Genomic DNA, 14,071 nt, shown 5'->3' with positions numbered 1-14,071 from the left:
AACCGGGCCCATTTCAACAAAATGGGACAAATGGCCTGTCAGCCCAGTTCGATCCGGTTGCGGCCCGCGTGTTTGGCCCGGTAGAGCGCCTGATCGGCTCTTTTAAGCACCAGATCGCTATGTTCGCCGGGTCTGAATGCGGTCATGCCCATGGAAACGGTGATGGTGACCGGCTCACCCTTGAAGTGAAACGGGCAGGCCTCGATCGATGCGCGCAGTTTCTCCAGCAGCTTTGCGCCAACGGCTGGAACCGTACCGGGCATCAGCATGACGAATTCCTCACCCCCGAACCTGGCAATGAAGTCCGTGCCGCGCAGGCGTTTGCGCAATACGCTGGCGATGATTTTCAGCACCTTGTCCCCCGCCAGGTGACCATATTCATCGTTGATGCGCTTGAAATGATCCAGGTCGAGTATCGCCAGCAACAAGGTGTTGCCATGTTGCTGCCACTGGCTGATTTCATGATCCAGCCGTTCGCTCCAGGCAGCCCGGTTGGGCAGGGTGGTCAGCGGGTCGATCAAGGCTTTCTGGCGCTGCTCCTCAAGGTGCTCGCGGTAGCCCAGGGCCTCCTGCTCCATATGCGCCACGCGTTCGGCCAGGCCTTTGAGGCGAGCCGCCACTTCCTGCTCGCGTTCGTCGCGCTGCTTGCGGTGCTGGTCCATGGTTCCCAGCAAGCCTTCGAGATGATTCTCCAGCACGTGCTTGAGATCTTCGAGGTCTGCCGCGTCCTGCACACTGGTCTGCAGGCCGTCGACCTGCTCGCGGATCTGTGTGTCCATTTCGCGCGCCGCAGACTGGTTGTCGGCGTGGCCATCACTGGCAGCCTTGAGGTTGCTCTGGAATGACTCCAGGCGCTCATTGAGCTGTTGCAGATAGACTTCGAACTCATGCTGGCCGCTGTCGTTGATCGCCAGCATCAGCGTTGCAAGATCGTCGAGGATCGGCAGCAATTCGTACCAATTCAGACCGTTTTGCAGGCGATCTCGCATGGCTTCGGCTTGCGGGCGATGACGCTCGGGCAAAGACAGATCGTCCAGTAGACCCAGCAGGGTGTCCTCGATGTGCCTGGCGACGGAACTGTAGGACGGTTCCGGCGAGTCAGGCAGCGCGTAGAGAATATCCTGCTCGGGTTGCTCCGGATCGATAGCGGCCAATGCCTGGGCCATGGCCGGGGGCAGGGGCAGGCGGTCGAGAAAGACCTCCGGGGTCAGTTCGTCCGGGTTGTCCTGCCGTGGCGCCTGGGTAGCCGGCGCGACGGCCAACGGTTCCGGGGGCTGCGCTTGCGCTTGCGGTTGTAGAGCCTGCGGGGCCTCGGGAACTGGCGCAGCAGCAGGCGCAGGCTCATGAACCGGCGGAACATAGGCCACGACCGTCTCGGATGCCGGCATTGCAGGCACTTCCTCGACTGCCTGTGGGGCCGTCTCTCCAGGTTGTTCGAGTGGCGACGCCACGGGAGGCGGTTCAGCCTCCTGTAGGGCTTCGACAGGCGCCTGTGAACGCGCGGCAGCTGGGGTGTCAGTCGCCTCTTCAATGTTCTCGTCAGGCTGCGCGGTCTGAACGGGTGCCGCCGAAACCGCCGGCGCGGTCTGCTGGGGGGCTTCCTCGCTCTCCCGGTGGCCGAACAGACGCTGCAACAAGCCTGGCCGGCCCGGTTCCACAGGCTGCTCCAGCTGGCTCAAGGCCTTGCCCTGCAGCCCGCTCAGTTCGCTGAGCAGCAGCGGGATCTCGCGTGCCTGGCTGACGCGTGCGTCAAGGTGTTTGGCGAAGTTCTTCAGCGGTCGGCTGACGTCCCGTGGCAACGGCAAGGTTTGCAGCTGGGTCACCAGCGCGTTCAGCGCGGCGCTGGTCTGGTTGACCCGGGTTTCGCGACGCTGCTCGGAGTCGAGCACGGCTTTTTCCAGTCGAGGCAGCAACGCCGCCAGGCCCGCATCCATTTCATTGCTGCGGATGACGTCGCGCATTTCCTTCATGCACTGGTCGACGGCGCGGTCAGTGCCCTCGGCCGCCAGGGTGCTGCGCACCAGTCCCCGCCGCAGGAGATCGAGGCGGGCGTCCCAGCGGCGCTCGAGCTTTTCCTGTTGTTCGATGCTCTTGAGGTATTTCTCTTTCCAGCGCTGTGTTTCGTCGCTCATTCATCGGTTCCGCGAAGGGCAGGACTCAACGCGGGCAATGCATCGGCCGTGAGCGAACCCGGCAGACGAATCTCTACCGCGACCGGCAGGTGATCGGAAATGGGATGAGCCAGCACTTCGACTTTTTCAAGGGTCAGGGTCGGGCTCAGCAGAATATGGTCCAGGCAGCGCTGCGGGCGCCAGCTGGGAAAGGTCGCTTCCAGTTGCGGCGCCAGCAGGCCAAGGTCACGCAACGGGGAGTTTTGCAGCAGGTCACTGGCGTGGGTATTCATGTCACCCATCAGCACCTGATGCTTGTAGTCGCCAATCAACTCGCGGATGTAGGCCAGTTGCAGGCTGCGGGTGCGGGCGCCGAGCGCCAGGTGCATCATCACCACCACCAGGGCCTCCGGACCTTCGCCGAAGCGCACCAGAATGGCTCCGCGACCCTTGGGGCCGGGAAGTGGGTGGTCTTCGATGGCCCACGGCCGCAGGCGGCTGAGCACGCCATTGCTGTGCTGGGCGAAACGCCCCAGGTTGCGATTGAGTTGCTGATACCAGTAGGGGAAGGCCCCGAGCTGGGCCAGGTGCTCCACTTGATTGACGTAGCCGGACCTCAGGCTGCCGCCATCGGCTTCCTGCAGGGCGACCAGGTCGAAGTCGCCGAGCAGATTTCCGATTTTCTGCAGGTTGTCGGCGCGCCCGGTGTGCGGCAACAGATGTTGCCAGCCTCGGGTCAGGTAATGCCGATAGCGCTCAGTGCTGATGCCCACCTGGATGTTGAAGCTGAGCAGGCGCAGACGGCTGTCCGGGGGCAGGCCCGTCGATTCCAGGTGATGATCGTTGATCTGCGGATCGTGCAGGCCAACGACGCGTTCAGTACCCCAGCGGCGCATGGCAGTCGCCGCGCTTAGTTGGAGGCAGCCTTGTTAGCCGCTCGCTCTTTGTCGACCAGTTGGTCGGCCAGCTTCAGGGCGTTTTCGGCGCCGCCGGCAGAGCCGATGTCAAAGCGATACTTGCCGTTGACGATCATGGTTGGAACGCCGGTGATTTCATATTTTTTGGCCAGTTCACGGGCCTGGACGATCTTGCCCTTGATGGCGAAGGAGTCGAAGGTCGCCAGGAACTTGTCCTTGTCGACGCCCTGGGTGGCCAGGAAGTCGGCCATTTCGTTCTTGTCGACGAGCTTCTTGTGCTCTTTCTGGATCGCATTGAACACCGCAGCGTGGACCTTGTGCTCGACGCCCATGGCTTCCAGGGTCAGGAACATCTGGCCGTGTGCATCCCATGGGCCGCCGAACATGGCCGGGATACGCACGAAGTTGACGTCGGAAGGCAGTTTTTCGACCCAGGGATTGATCACCGGCTCAAAGGCGTAGCAATGCGGGCAGCCGTACCAGAACAGCTCCACCACTTCGATTTTGCCAGGCACGGCAACCGCCACCGGGTTGGCCAGTTCGACGTAGGGGGCGGTAGGTGTTTCGGCGGCTTGTGCAGTCATGCCGAACAGGCTGGCAGCGACGAATGCGGCGCTGATGATCAGATTACGCATGCTTTACTCCTGGACAAATGGGGTCGCCTCGCGCGACCTGTTTTCAGACAGGTCATGGCGGGCTTGAGTTCTGTAGTGTAACGGCAGCGGCCACAAAAAAGGGCGGCCTGAGCCACCCTTTTTATACTTGCCGCGACAGATTAATGGAGCGTTAACGTGACAGGAGGTGTATCGCCTGTGCGCCGCCCGATCCGCCGCTCTTAGTGCAGGCCTTGAATGTAGCTGGACACCGCAGCGATGTCTTCGTCGCTCATGCGCTTGGCGATGCTTTGCATGGGTTTGGCGTCGCCGTCGTTGGTGCGACCACCTTCTTCCTTGCGGAAATCGGTCAGCTGCTTGGTCACGTACTGAGCGTGCTGGCCGCCCAGGTGCGGGAAGCCGGCCGCCGCGTTGCCCGCGCCGTTGGGGGCGTGGCAGCCCGTGCAGGCTGGCAGGCCCTTGGCCAGGTCGCCACCGCGGAACAGTGCTTCACCGCGAGCCACGATCTTCGGATCGGCGGCGCCAACGCTGCCTTTCTGGCTGGCGAAGTAGGCGGCGATATCGGCCAGGTCCTGATCGCTCAGGTTGGTCAGCAGCCCGGTCATTTCCAGTACCGTGCGTTTGCCGGACTTGATGTCGTGCAGCTGCTTGTTCAGATAACGTTCGCCCTGACCTGCCAGTTTCGGAAAGTTAGGCGCCATGCTATTGCCATCCGGGCCATGACAGGCGCCACATACGGCGGCTTTCGCCTGACCCGCTGTTGCGTCACCTGCAGCATGGGCTATGCCGGAGATCCCCACGGTCAACAGCAGACTCACGATCAATTTGTTCATCAGCTAATCCAACTACGGCTAAGGGTTAAAGAGTTATGGACCGGGATCACTCGCTCATCCACTGGATGACGGTTCGGTAATCCTCGGCACTGCAGTCCATGCACAAACCACGCGGCGGCATCGCCTTGAAACCCTGGGTCACGTGTTGCACCAGCGTCTCCATACCTTTCGCCAACCTCGGCGTCCAAGCCTCCCGATCGCCTTTTCGGGGCGCCAAGGGAAGTTGGCCGGAATGACAGGCACCACAAACACGGTTGTACACAGCTTCCGGATCCTGTGTAGCCTGAGCGCTGTAAAGCGGAATCAAGACACCGGCAGCTAGCAGCCATTTCGTCATAAAACGACCTTTTCAGGGTTGAGAGCGTTCTGCGTTCTAATGCGCAATCAAGGTCAATCGCTCTCGTGAACTTCATCCTACGCTGGGACAAAGCGCACACAAAATCTGCGGCATTATATACTGGCGCTACTGAAACGGAAACGACACCGCTTGCCGCGTCCATTCCCGGCGCCGCCCACATCGGAAATCCCATGCAACTCAAGAACCCCATCCTCGGCCTGTGCCAACAGTCCACCTTCATGCTAAGCGCTGCCAAAGTCGACCAATGTCCCGACGACGAAGGCTTTGAAGTGGCCTTCGCCGGGCGTTCCAATGCCGGTAAATCCAGCGCGTTGAACACCCTGACGCATGCCAGCCTGGCGCGGACTTCGAAGACCCCGGGTCGCACGCAACTCCTCAACTTTTTCAAGCTAGACGATGATCGTCGTCTGGTCGACTTGCCCGGCTATGGATATGCAAAAGTGCCCATCCCGCTGAAGCAGCACTGGCAGCGCCACCTGGAAGCGTATCTGGGTGGGCGCGAAAGTTTGAAAGGTCTGATTCTGATGATGGACATCCGTCATCCAATGACCGACTTCGACCTGCTCATGCTCGACTGGGCCGTGGCCAGCGGCATGCCGATGCACATTCTGCTGACCAAGGCGGACAAGCTGACCTACGGCGCGGCGAAAAACGTGTTGCTCAAGGTCCAGTCCGAGATTCGCAAAGGCTGGGGCGAGGCGATCACCATCCAGCTGTTTTCGGCGCCCAAGCGCATGGGGCTGGAAGAGGCCTACACTGTACTGGCCGGCTGGCTGGAGCTGGCGGACAAGGGTACGGAACTCGCCGAGCAGTAAATCGCAGGCAAAAAAAACCCCGGACTTCTTATGGGGAGGGGGAAGTTCCGGGGTTCAAGTTCCGGACCGCTAGGGCGGGGTCCAGATATCTGCCAACACTTAACACAACATAGGAGCAATGAACGGCTTCACCAGCCATTCAGTTACTCTGAGTCGTGTTTCACGGGTTTAGTTCCGGGCGTTCAAAAACCATTTGAAATAAGCCGGTTCGATTTCCGAAATAAGTGGTTTCTCGAACGGCCGCGACACTATGCCGCGGCAGAAGAGCTTCCTTGCGGAGTGGGCCGGCTCGCGAAGATGTGTCGGTCGACATGACCGTCACTGACGCACCTTCGCGAGCGATCCCGCTCCTGCACCAGGCTCAGTGGGCCTCATCCCAGTTATTGCCCACGCCAACCTCCACCAGCAGCGGCACATCCAGCTTCGCGGCGTTGCTCATGTGCTGGCGGATTTCCTCGCGCACCTGATCGACCAGGTCCTCGCGTACCTCCAGCACCAGTTCATCGTGCACCTGCAGGATGACCTTGGCGTCCAGGCCCGAGTTCGTCAGCCAGTTATCCACAGCCACCATGGCTTTCTTGATGATGTCCGCCGCGGTGCCTTGCATCGGGGCGTTGATCGCGGTGCGTTCGGCGCCTTTGCGCAGGGCCGGGTTTTTCGCATTGATGTCCGGCAGGTACAGGCGCCGGCCGAAGATGGTTTCGACGAAGCCTTGTTCGGCCGCCTGGGCACGGGTGCGCTCCATGTACTCGAGCACGCCCGGGTAACGCGCAAAATAGCGGTCGATATAAGCCTGGGACTGCTTGCGGTCGACGCCAATCTGCTTGGCCAGGCCAAACGCACTCATGCCGTAGATCAAGCCAAAGTTGATCGCCTTGGCGCTGCGCCGCTGATCGGTGGTGACCTGTGCCAGGTCGACGCCGAACACTTCGGCGGCGGTGGCCTTGTGCACGTCCAGGTCATTGCGGAAGGCGTGCAACAAACCTTCGTCCCTGGCCAGGTGCGCCATGATCCGCAGTTCGATTTGCGAGTAGTCCGCCGCCAGCAGTTTGTAGCCTTTGGGAGCAACGAACGCCTGACGAATCCGACGGCCTTCGGCCGTGCGGATCGGAATGTTCTGCAGGTTGGGATCACTGGACGACAAGCGCCCGGTCGCCGCGACGGCCTGGTGGTAGGAGGTGTGGATCCGCCCGGTGCGCGGGTTGATCTGTTCCGGCAGGCGATCGGTGTAGGTGCTTTTCAGTTTGCTCATCGAGCGGTATTGCATCAGCACCTTGGGCAGCGGGTAATCCTGCTCGGCGAGTTCCGCCAGCACCGCTTCGGCCGTCGAGGCCTGGCCCTTGGCGGTTTTGCTGAGGATCGGCAGACCCAGCTTTTCGTACAGGATGACGCCCAGTTGCTTCGGCGAGCCGAGGTTGAACTCCTCGCCGGCGATGGCGAACGCTTCACGCTCCAGCGCGACCATTTTCTCGCCCAGCTCGACGCTCTGGATCCCCAGCAGGTTGGCATCGACCAGCGCGCCCTGGCGTTCGATCCGCGCGAGCACCGGCACCAGCGGCATTTCGATGTCGCTCAGCACTTTGCCCAGGCTTGGAATGGCGTTGAGCTTTTCCTGCAGGGTCTGATGCAAGCGCAACGTGATGTCAGCGTCTTCGGCGGCGTAGGGCCCGGCCAGTTCCAGGGCGATCTGGTCGAAGGTCAGCTGTTTGGCGCCCTTGCCGGCGATGTCCTGGAAGCCGATGGTGGTGTGGTTCAGGTACTTCAGCGCCAGGCTGTCCATGTCGTGACGGGTGGCAGTGGAGTCCAGCACATAGGACTCGAGCATGGTGTCGAAGGCGATGCCCTGCACATGGATGCCGTCGTTCTGGTCGCCGCCGATGGCGCAGTTGGCCAGGATGTTCATGTCGTACTTCGCGTGCTGGCCGACCTTGAGTTTGTTCGGGTCTTCCAGGATCGGTTTCAGTGCGCGCAGCACGGTGTCACGATCCAGCTGATCCGGCACGCCCATGTAGGAATGGGTCAGCGGGATGTAGGCCGCTTCGTTGGCCTTGACCGCGAACGAGAGGCCGACCAGTTGTGCCTGCTGCGCATCCAGGCCGGTGGTTTCGGTATCGAAGGCAAACAGGCTGGCGTCGTTGAGCTTCTTCAGCCACAGGTCGAAATCGGCCTGGGTCAGGATCGTGGTGTATTGGCGTTCGGTCTCGCCGGCCGCTTCTTCGACCACGGGCACGGACACTTCCTGGCCGGAGCGCTTGGCATCGCGCTGGTTCTCTTCGAACCAGCTCTTGAACTCCAGCAAGGTATAGAGCTCGGCGAGTGCGTCGTGATCAGGCGGTCCCATCTGCAGATCGTCGAGGCCGATGTCCAGCGGCACGTCGATCTTGATCGTCGCCAGTTGATAGGAGAGAAACGCCATCTCCTTGTGCTCTTCGAGCTTGGCCGGCAGCGTTTTCGCACCACGGATCGGCAGGGTCGGGACGATGTCCAACTGCGCGTACAGCTCGGTCAGACCGCCGTTCACCCCCACCAGCAGGCCGGAAGCGGTCTTCGGACCGATGCCCGGAACGCCCGGGATGTTGTCGGAAGAGTCGCCCATCAGCGCCAGGTAATCGATTATCTGCTCGGGAGCGACGCCGAATTTCTCCTTCACGCCTTCCACGTCCAGTGCGCTACCGGTCATGGTGTTGACCAAGGTAATGTGGCCGTCGACCAATTGCGCCATGTCCTTGTCGCCGGTGGAGATGATCACCGGGCGGTCGGCCGCCGCGCTGCTGCGGGCCAGGGTGCCGATCACGTCATCGGCCTCGACGCCGTCGACGCACAGCAATGGAAAACCCAGCGCCTTGACGCTGTCGTGCAGCGGCTGGATCTGTACCCGCATGTCGTCGGGCATGCTGGGGCGGTTGGCCTTGTACTCGGCGTACATTTCATCGCGAAATGTCCCGCCCTTGGCGTCGAACACCACGGCGAAGGGGCTGTCCGGGTACTGCTTGCGCAGACTCTTGAGCATGTTCAACACGCCTTTGACCGCTCCGGTCGGCAGGCCTTTGGAGGTGGTCAGCGGTGGCAGGGCGTGGAAGGCCCGGTACAGATAAGAAGAACCGTCCACCAGGACGAGGGGGGCTTGGCTCATGAGCAGGATCAACCTTTTCGGCGGGTCCGGCGCTAGAATAGCGGGACCGTTGACGACAAAGGGACAAGGTTATCATGCGTACACTAAATCGCCTGTTGCTGGCTGGCTTGTTTGCAATTGCACCGCTGGCCGTGATGGCCGCGGATGATGCGCCATCGCCGGAACCGGATGTGACCATCCGTACCGAAGGCGATAACACGATCAAGGAATACCGCCAGAATGGTTTCCTGTACGCCATCCAGGTGACGCCGAGGGGCGGCAAGCCGTACTTTCTGGTGCGCGCCGATGGATCGGACGGTAACTTCATCCGCTCGGATCAGCCGGATATGCTGATTCCGGCGTGGAAGATTTTCGAATGGAAGTAATTTCTTAATTTCAATTGGCGCCCGCTCCCTGGCGGCGCCCGTACTGGCAGTTAAAACATGTCTGTGTTCACCCCGCTGGCTCGGCCCGAGCTGGAAACCTTTCTCGCCCCTTACGGGCTCGGCCGCCTGCTCGATTTCCAGGGGATTGCCGCCGGTAGCGAAAACACCAACTTCTTCATCAGCCTGGAACAGGGCGAATTCGTCCTGACCCTGGTCGAGCGGGGGCCGGTGCAGGAGATGCCGTTCTTCATCGAGCTGCTGGATGTGCTGCATGAGGCCAACCTGCCGGTGCCTTACGCGTTGCGCACCACCGACGGCGTCGCCTTGCGCGAACTGGCCGGCAAGCCTGCGCTGCTGCAACCGCGCCTGGCCGGCAAGCACATCAAGCAGGCCAACGCCCAGCATTGCGCCCAGGTGGGCGAGTTGCTCGGCCATCTGCACCTGGCGACGCAGGCCAACATGATCAAGCGCAAGACCGATCGAGGCCTGGACTGGATGCTGGAAGAGGGCGCGCAGTTTCTTTCGCACCTCGATGCCGGGCAGAAAGACCTGCTGGAGCGGGCGCTGGATGAAATCACCCGGCAGAAAGAGAAAATCCTGGCGCTGCCACGCGCCAACATCCACGCCGACCTGTTCCGTGACAACGCGATGTTCGAAGGCACGCACCTGACCGGTTTGATCGACTTCTACAACGCGTGCTCGGGGCCGATGCTCTATGACGTGGCGATTGCGCTGAACGACTGGTGTTCGGATGACGCCGGCCTGATCGATGGGCCACGGGCCCGTGCGTTGCTCGGCGCGTATGCAGCGCTGCGGCCGTTCACCGCTGCCGAAGCCGAGCTGTGGCCGACCATGCTGCGCGTGGCGTGCGTGCGGTTCTGGTTATCGCGCTTGATTGCGGCGCAGTCATTCGCCGGGCAGGACGTGCTGATTCACGATCCGATGGAATTCCAGTTGCGATTGGCGCAGCGGCAGAAGGTCAGTACGCCACTGCCTTTTGCCCTCTAAAAGCATCGCGAGCAGGCTCGCTCCCACATTGGATCTTTAGTGCGAATGAAATCCCCTGTGGGAGCGAGCCTGCTCGCGATAAGGTCACCTCAATTTTTGATCAAAGCGACTCCAGGCACCCCGCCAGGTCATTCCCCAATTTCTCCAGCACCTGCTCATAGCCTTGGGCCGTGGCCGGGGTGTAGCCGCCCAGCGCATCCAGCTCCGCCAGCTTCACCGGTAACCCGGCCACCAGGGTCTCCGCCAGGCGCGGGCGCAACGGTGGCTCGCTGAACACGCAGGTCTTGCCGACTTCCTGCAGGCGAGTGCGCATGGCTGCGACGTGCTGGGCACCGGGCTGCACTTCAGCGGCGACACTGAAAACGCCGGTGTGCTTCAGGCCGTAGGCGTCTTCGAAGTAGTCGAACGCTTCATGAAAAACGAAATACGGTTTGCCGGCGATGCCCGCCAGGCGCGCCTTCAGGCGCAGGTCCAGCGCATCCAGACGCTCATCGAACGCCTTGAGATTGCTCTGGTAGCGCGGCGCATTGTCCGGATCGGCTGCACTCAAGTCAGCGGCCATTTTTGTCGCAATCACCCGGGCATTCACAGGCGATAACCACAGGTGGGCATCCAGGCTGCCCGGGCGGTGGTCGTGGTCATGCTCGTCGGCTTCTTCGGCGTGGGAGTGGCTGTCCTCGGCAAAACGGCGCAGTTTCAGCCCCGGCAGATCCTGCACGGCGACGCTCGGCAACGTACGCCCCTTCAACACGCGAGGCAGGAAACCTTCCATGTCCGGACCGATCCAGTAAACCAGGTCCACGGATTGCACCTTCCGTACGTCGGATGGGCGCAGTGCGTAATTATGCGGTGAAGCGCCGGGCGGCAGCAGCACCTCGGGGATCGCCACGCCGTCCTGCACCGCAGCGGCAATCAGCTGCAGCGGCTTGATGCTGGTGAGGACTTTGACGTCGGCCTGGGCCGAGCCGATGAGCAGGAAACTTGCGACGAATGCGACAAAGATGGAAAAAAGTCGGGACACGATGACCACTCAAGGAGGTAAGAACGGGTAACATAATAACGTCTCTCACAAAACTCGTCGCCGCTCATGCCTATCACACCGATTGCCAGCCGTCCCCACGACCACTCTCATTGCGTTCACAGCGCCCTGTCTGAGGCCGATGCCCTGTGTGCGCGTCAAGGCTTGCGCCTGACTGCGCTGCGCCGACGAGTGCTGGAACTGGTATGGCAAAGCCACAAGCCATTGGGTGCCTACGACATCCTGGCGGTGCTCAGTGACCAGGACGGCCGCCGCGCCGCGCCCCCGACCGTGTATCGCGCGCTGGATTTCCTGCTGGAAAACGGCCTGGTGCACCGCATCTCATCGCTTAACGCTTTCGTCGGCTGCAATCACCCGGAGCATGCGCACCAGGGGCAATTCCTCATTTGCCGCCAATGCCATGCCGCCATTGAGCTTGAACAGAAATCCATCAGCGACGCGATCGTCGGCAGCGCCAGGGATGTCGGTTTCGTCGTCGAAGGCCAGACGGTTGAAGTCGTCGGCCTGTGCTCGGGTTGCCAGGGGGCTTGATGAGCAACGCGCTGATCCGCCTCGAGCAGGTGGCCGTCACCTTCGCCGGGCAAAAGGTGCTGGATAACATCGAACTGAGCGTCGAGCCGGGGCAGATCGTGACCCTGATCGGCCCCAACGGTGCGGGCAAGACCACGCTGGTGCGGGCCGTGCTCGGCTTGTTGAAGCCCGACACCGGCAGCGTCTGGCGCAAGCCGAAGCTGCGGGTCGGGTACATGCCGCAAAAGCTGCATGTCGACCCCACTCTGCCATTATCGGTGCTGCGTTTTTTGCGCCTGGTGCCCGGAGTGGATCGCCCTCGCGCCTTGGCGGCACTCAAGGAAGTCGGCGCCGAGCAGGTGATCGACAGCCCGGTGCAAAGCGTTTCCGGCGGCGAAATGCAGCGGGTGCTGCTGGCCCGGGCGCTGCTGCGCGAACCCGAATTGCTGGTGCTCGACGAGCCGGTACAGGGCGTCGACGTCGCGGGCCAGGCTGAGCTGTACAGCCTGATTACCCGTCTGCGCGACCGCCACGGCTGCGGCGTGTTGATGGTGTCCCATGATTTGCACCTGGTCATGAGCACCACTGATCAGGTGGTGTGCCTCAACCGTCACGTCTGCTGTTCCGGGCACCCCGAGCAGGTCAGTGGCGATCCGGCGTTCGTCGAGCTGTTCGGCAAGAACGCCCCGAGCCTGGCGATTTACCACCACCATCACGACCACGCCCACGACTTGCATGGCTCGGTCGTCACCGCGTCCTCGACGGTCCAACCCCACGTTCACGGAGATGGCTGCAAGCATGGCTGATTTTCTGCTCTATGCCCTGCTTGCAGGTCTGGCTCTGGCGCTGGTGGCAGGGCCGTTGGGCTCTTTCGTGGTCTGGCGGCGCATGGCTTATTTCGGCGATACCCTGTCCCACGCAGCGTTGCTCGGCGTGGCGCTGGGCTTCCTGCTGGATATCAGCCCGACGGTGGCGGTGACCGTCGGCTGCCTGCTGTTGGCGGTGTTGCTGGTGACGCTGCAACAGCGCCAGCCATTGGCGTCGGACACACTGTTGGGAATTCTCGCACCGAGCACGCTCTCACTCGGCCTGGTCGTACTAAGCTTCATGCACGAAGTGCGGATCGACCTGATGGCGTATCTGTTCGGCGACCTGCTGGCGATCAGTCCCACCGACCTGGCGTGGATTCTCGGCGGCAGTGCAGCGGTGCTGGTGTTGCTGGTGACGCTGTGGCGGCCCTTGCTGGCGATCACGGTGCATGAAGAACTGGCGCGCGTGGAAGGTTTGCCGGTGCCGGCGCTGCGCATGACCCTGATGTTGCTGATCGCCGTGGTGATTGCCGTGGCGATGAAAATCGTCGGTGTGTTGCTGATTACGTCACTGCTGATCATTCCCGCGGCTGCGGCACAACGTCACGCCCGGTCACCGGAGCAGATGGCGCTGGGTGCGAGCCTGCTGGGCATGCTCGCGGTGTGTGGCGGGCTGGCGTTGTCCTGGTTCAAGGACACCCCGGCGGGCCCGTCAATCGTGGTGACGGCCGCCGCACTGTTTCTGCTGAGTTTTGTCCTGCCCCGTCGAGGGGTGTAGACTTGCTCGTTTTTTGCGCAAATAGAGAGTCGCAGGAATGAAGCCGTTCGCCTCCCGTTATCTGCTCCTTGTCGCGTTTTCGCTGCTACTGGGTGCATGCCAAAGCACGCCGCCGGCGGCCACAGAGGCCACTGATGCACGAGCTGCGGCCATCGCACAGCTTGAGCAAAGCCTTGCCAGCAGCGAACTGGCCACCGCCGAAGGCCAGTTGGCAGCCTTGCAGGCCGAATCACCCAACGATCAATCCCTTGAGCAGTACCAGCGGCAATTGGCCGAAGCCTACTTGCGCCGTAGCCAGATCGTGCTGCAGAAAGGCGATGTGAATGCCGCCGCCACCGCCCTGAGCCGCGCACGGGTGCTGATGCCCAAGGCACCGGCGTTGACCGGCGGGGTCAACAACGCCATAGTCAATGCGCGCAAGGCCGAGCTGGATAAAGCCGAAGCGGCGCTCAAGGCCGCTGAAGCCAAGCCGGCGGCGAAAGTGATCGACCCGACGGCCGAAAGTACCACTGTCGCGCTGAACCTGACCGATATGAGCAAACTGCGCCGGCAACTGGACGCCATCGCCGCCGATACGGTGAATTATCAATGTGATGTGAGCATTCAGGTGCCACGCACCGACGACTATCCGTGGCTGGCAACCTTGTTGACCAAGCGGGTGAACAAACTGAATGCGAATTTTGACCTGAACCTGCACAAGCAGATTCTGCGCAGTGTTCCGGCGCAGATCGTTCTGAGTCCGCGTAAGCCTTAACAGCAATCGCGAGCAGGCTCGCTCCCA

General features: G+C 61.8%; 14 protein-coding genes. 7 read left to right on the top strand and 7 right to left on the bottom strand.

All coding sequences use genetic code 11. The features are described 5' to 3' along the window. Positions 1-38: 38 nt before the first annotated feature. From ACM6IM_RS21180 to ACM6IM_RS21160, 5 genes are all read right to left on the bottom strand, one after another. Complete coding sequence (locus tag ACM6IM_RS21180) at positions 39-2,132, bottom strand: diguanylate cyclase (protein ID WP_414866228.1); 2,094 nt, start codon at positions 2,130-2,132, stop codon at positions 39-41. Next, entirely contained in the window at positions 2,129-3,007 is an 879-nt protein-coding gene (locus tag ACM6IM_RS21175) for an endonuclease/exonuclease/phosphatase family protein (protein WP_414866227.1), read from the bottom strand. Before ACM6IM_RS21175 ends, ACM6IM_RS21180 begins: the two co-directional genes overlap by 4 nt. Before the next feature lie 14 nt (positions 3,008-3,021). Continuing rightward, positions 3,022-3,663: a thiol:disulfide interchange protein DsbA/DsbL gene (locus tag ACM6IM_RS21170; RefSeq protein WP_192307302.1), complete on the bottom strand. Its 642-nt coding sequence runs from the start codon at positions 3,661-3,663 to the stop codon at positions 3,022-3,024. Positions 3,664-3,863: 200 nt separating this feature from the next. Continuing rightward, a complete protein-coding gene (locus ACM6IM_RS21165; protein WP_192307303.1) occupies positions 3,864-4,475 on the bottom strand; it encodes a c-type cytochrome in 612 nt (203 codons plus the stop codon). A 46-nt stretch (positions 4,476-4,521) separates the two neighbouring features. Continuing rightward, complete coding sequence (locus ACM6IM_RS21160) at positions 4,522-4,812, bottom strand: c-type cytochrome (RefSeq protein WP_192307304.1); 291 nt, start codon at positions 4,810-4,812, stop codon at positions 4,522-4,524. 191 nt (positions 4,813-5,003) lie between these two features. On the opposite strand from ACM6IM_RS21160, the gene yihA reads away from it, so the two are divergent. Further along, positions 5,004-5,648 (top strand): ribosome biogenesis GTP-binding protein YihA/YsxC, encoded by a 645-nt coding sequence (gene yihA / locus ACM6IM_RS21155; RefSeq protein WP_414866226.1) that lies wholly within the window; start codon positions 5,004-5,006, stop codon positions 5,646-5,648. Between the two features lie 361 nt (positions 5,649-6,009). On the opposite strand, the gene polA is transcribed toward yihA, so the two are convergent. After that, positions 6,010-8,781, bottom strand: a complete 2,772-nt coding sequence (polA, locus tag ACM6IM_RS21150) for a DNA polymerase I (RefSeq protein WP_414866225.1) — start codon at positions 8,779-8,781, stop codon at positions 6,010-6,012. A 74-nt stretch (positions 8,782-8,855) separates the two neighbouring features. Between polA and ACM6IM_RS21145 the strand changes: the two genes are divergently transcribed. Beyond that, positions 8,856-9,146: a DUF2782 domain-containing protein gene (locus ACM6IM_RS21145; protein WP_371049871.1), complete on the top strand. Its 291-nt coding sequence runs from the start codon at positions 8,856-8,858 to the stop codon at positions 9,144-9,146. A 57-nt stretch (positions 9,147-9,203) separates the two neighbouring features. Then, positions 9,204-10,154, top strand: coding sequence for a homoserine kinase (locus ACM6IM_RS21140; RefSeq protein WP_414866224.1), 951 nt, complete (start codon positions 9,204-9,206; stop codon positions 10,152-10,154). Between the two features lie 100 nt (positions 10,155-10,254). Here the strand turns inward: ACM6IM_RS21140 and ACM6IM_RS21135 are convergent, their stop codons facing one another. Next, positions 10,255-11,175, bottom strand: coding sequence for a metal ABC transporter solute-binding protein, Zn/Mn family (locus ACM6IM_RS21135; protein WP_201191200.1), 921 nt, complete (start codon positions 11,173-11,175; stop codon positions 10,255-10,257). Between the two features lie 66 nt (positions 11,176-11,241). Here ACM6IM_RS21135 and zur point away from each other — a divergent pair, with 66 nt between their 5' ends. Genes zur through ACM6IM_RS21115 form a run of 4 tightly spaced genes read left to right on the top strand, consistent with a single transcriptional unit; the run spans position 11,242 to position 14,044 of the window. After that, positions 11,242-11,724, top strand: coding sequence for a zinc uptake transcriptional repressor Zur (gene zur / locus ACM6IM_RS21130; protein ID WP_414866223.1), 483 nt, complete (start codon positions 11,242-11,244; stop codon positions 11,722-11,724). Then, complete coding sequence (znuC, locus tag ACM6IM_RS21125; protein WP_414866222.1) at positions 11,724-12,509, top strand: zinc ABC transporter ATP-binding protein ZnuC; 786 nt, start codon at positions 11,724-11,726, stop codon at positions 12,507-12,509. The genes zur and znuC overlap by 1 nt, the downstream gene beginning before the upstream one ends. Next, positions 12,502-13,290, top strand: a complete 789-nt coding sequence (gene znuB, locus ACM6IM_RS21120) for a zinc ABC transporter permease subunit ZnuB (RefSeq protein ID WP_414866221.1) — start codon at positions 12,502-12,504, stop codon at positions 13,288-13,290. The genes znuC and znuB overlap by 8 nt, the downstream gene beginning before the upstream one ends. Before the next feature lie 37 nt (positions 13,291-13,327). After that, positions 13,328-14,044, top strand: a complete 717-nt coding sequence (locus ACM6IM_RS21115; protein WP_414866220.1) for a PA5502 family lipoprotein — start codon at positions 13,328-13,330, stop codon at positions 14,042-14,044. The last annotated feature ends 27 nt before the right edge of the window (positions 14,045-14,071 follow it).

The sequence above is a fragment of the Pseudomonas sp. IT-P12 genome, from assembly GCF_949767465.1.
In the GTDB taxonomy this organism is placed as follows: Bacteria; Pseudomonadota; Gammaproteobacteria; order Pseudomonadales; family Pseudomonadaceae; genus Aquipseudomonas.
The sequence above is the reverse complement of the archived record's forward strand: the minus strand, read 5'-3'. Positions and strand labels throughout refer to the sequence as shown.

What these genes read in the sequence shown, in the direction of transcription:
- ACM6IM_RS21180 (WP_414866228.1), bottom strand. Translation starts at nt 2,132, where the DNA reads ATGAGCGACGAAACACAGCGCTGGAAAGAGAAATACCTCAAGAGCATC.
- znuC (WP_414866222.1), top strand. Translation starts at nt 11,724, where the DNA reads ATGAGCAACGCGCTGATCCGCCTCGAGCAGGTGGCCGTCACCTTCGCC.
- znuB (WP_414866221.1), top strand. Translation starts at nt 12,502, where the DNA reads ATGGCTGATTTTCTGCTCTATGCCCTGCTTGCAGGTCTGGCTCTGGCG.
- ACM6IM_RS21175 (WP_414866227.1), bottom strand. Translation starts at nt 3,007, where the DNA reads ATGCGCCGCTGGGGTACTGAACGCGTCGTTGGCCTGCACGATCCGCAG.
- ACM6IM_RS21140 (WP_414866224.1), top strand. Translation starts at nt 9,204, where the DNA reads ATGTCTGTGTTCACCCCGCTGGCTCGGCCCGAGCTGGAAACCTTTCTC.
- ACM6IM_RS21145 (WP_371049871.1), top strand. Translation starts at nt 8,856, where the DNA reads ATGCGTACACTAAATCGCCTGTTGCTGGCTGGCTTGTTTGCAATTGCA.
- ACM6IM_RS21170 (WP_192307302.1), bottom strand. Translation starts at nt 3,663, where the DNA reads ATGCGTAATCTGATCATCAGCGCCGCATTCGTCGCTGCCAGCCTGTTC.
- ACM6IM_RS21115 (WP_414866220.1), top strand. Translation starts at nt 13,328, where the DNA reads ATGAAGCCGTTCGCCTCCCGTTATCTGCTCCTTGTCGCGTTTTCGCTG.
- ACM6IM_RS21165 (WP_192307303.1), bottom strand. Translation starts at nt 4,475, where the DNA reads ATGAACAAATTGATCGTGAGTCTGCTGTTGACCGTGGGGATCTCCGGC.
- zur (WP_414866223.1), top strand. Translation starts at nt 11,242, where the DNA reads ATGCCTATCACACCGATTGCCAGCCGTCCCCACGACCACTCTCATTGC.
- polA (WP_414866225.1), bottom strand. Translation starts at nt 8,781, where the DNA reads ATGAGCCAAGCCCCCCTCGTCCTGGTGGACGGTTCTTCTTATCTGTAC.
- yihA (WP_414866226.1), top strand. Translation starts at nt 5,004, where the DNA reads ATGCAACTCAAGAACCCCATCCTCGGCCTGTGCCAACAGTCCACCTTC.
- ACM6IM_RS21160 (WP_192307304.1), bottom strand. Translation starts at nt 4,812, where the DNA reads ATGACGAAATGGCTGCTAGCTGCCGGTGTCTTGATTCCGCTTTACAGC.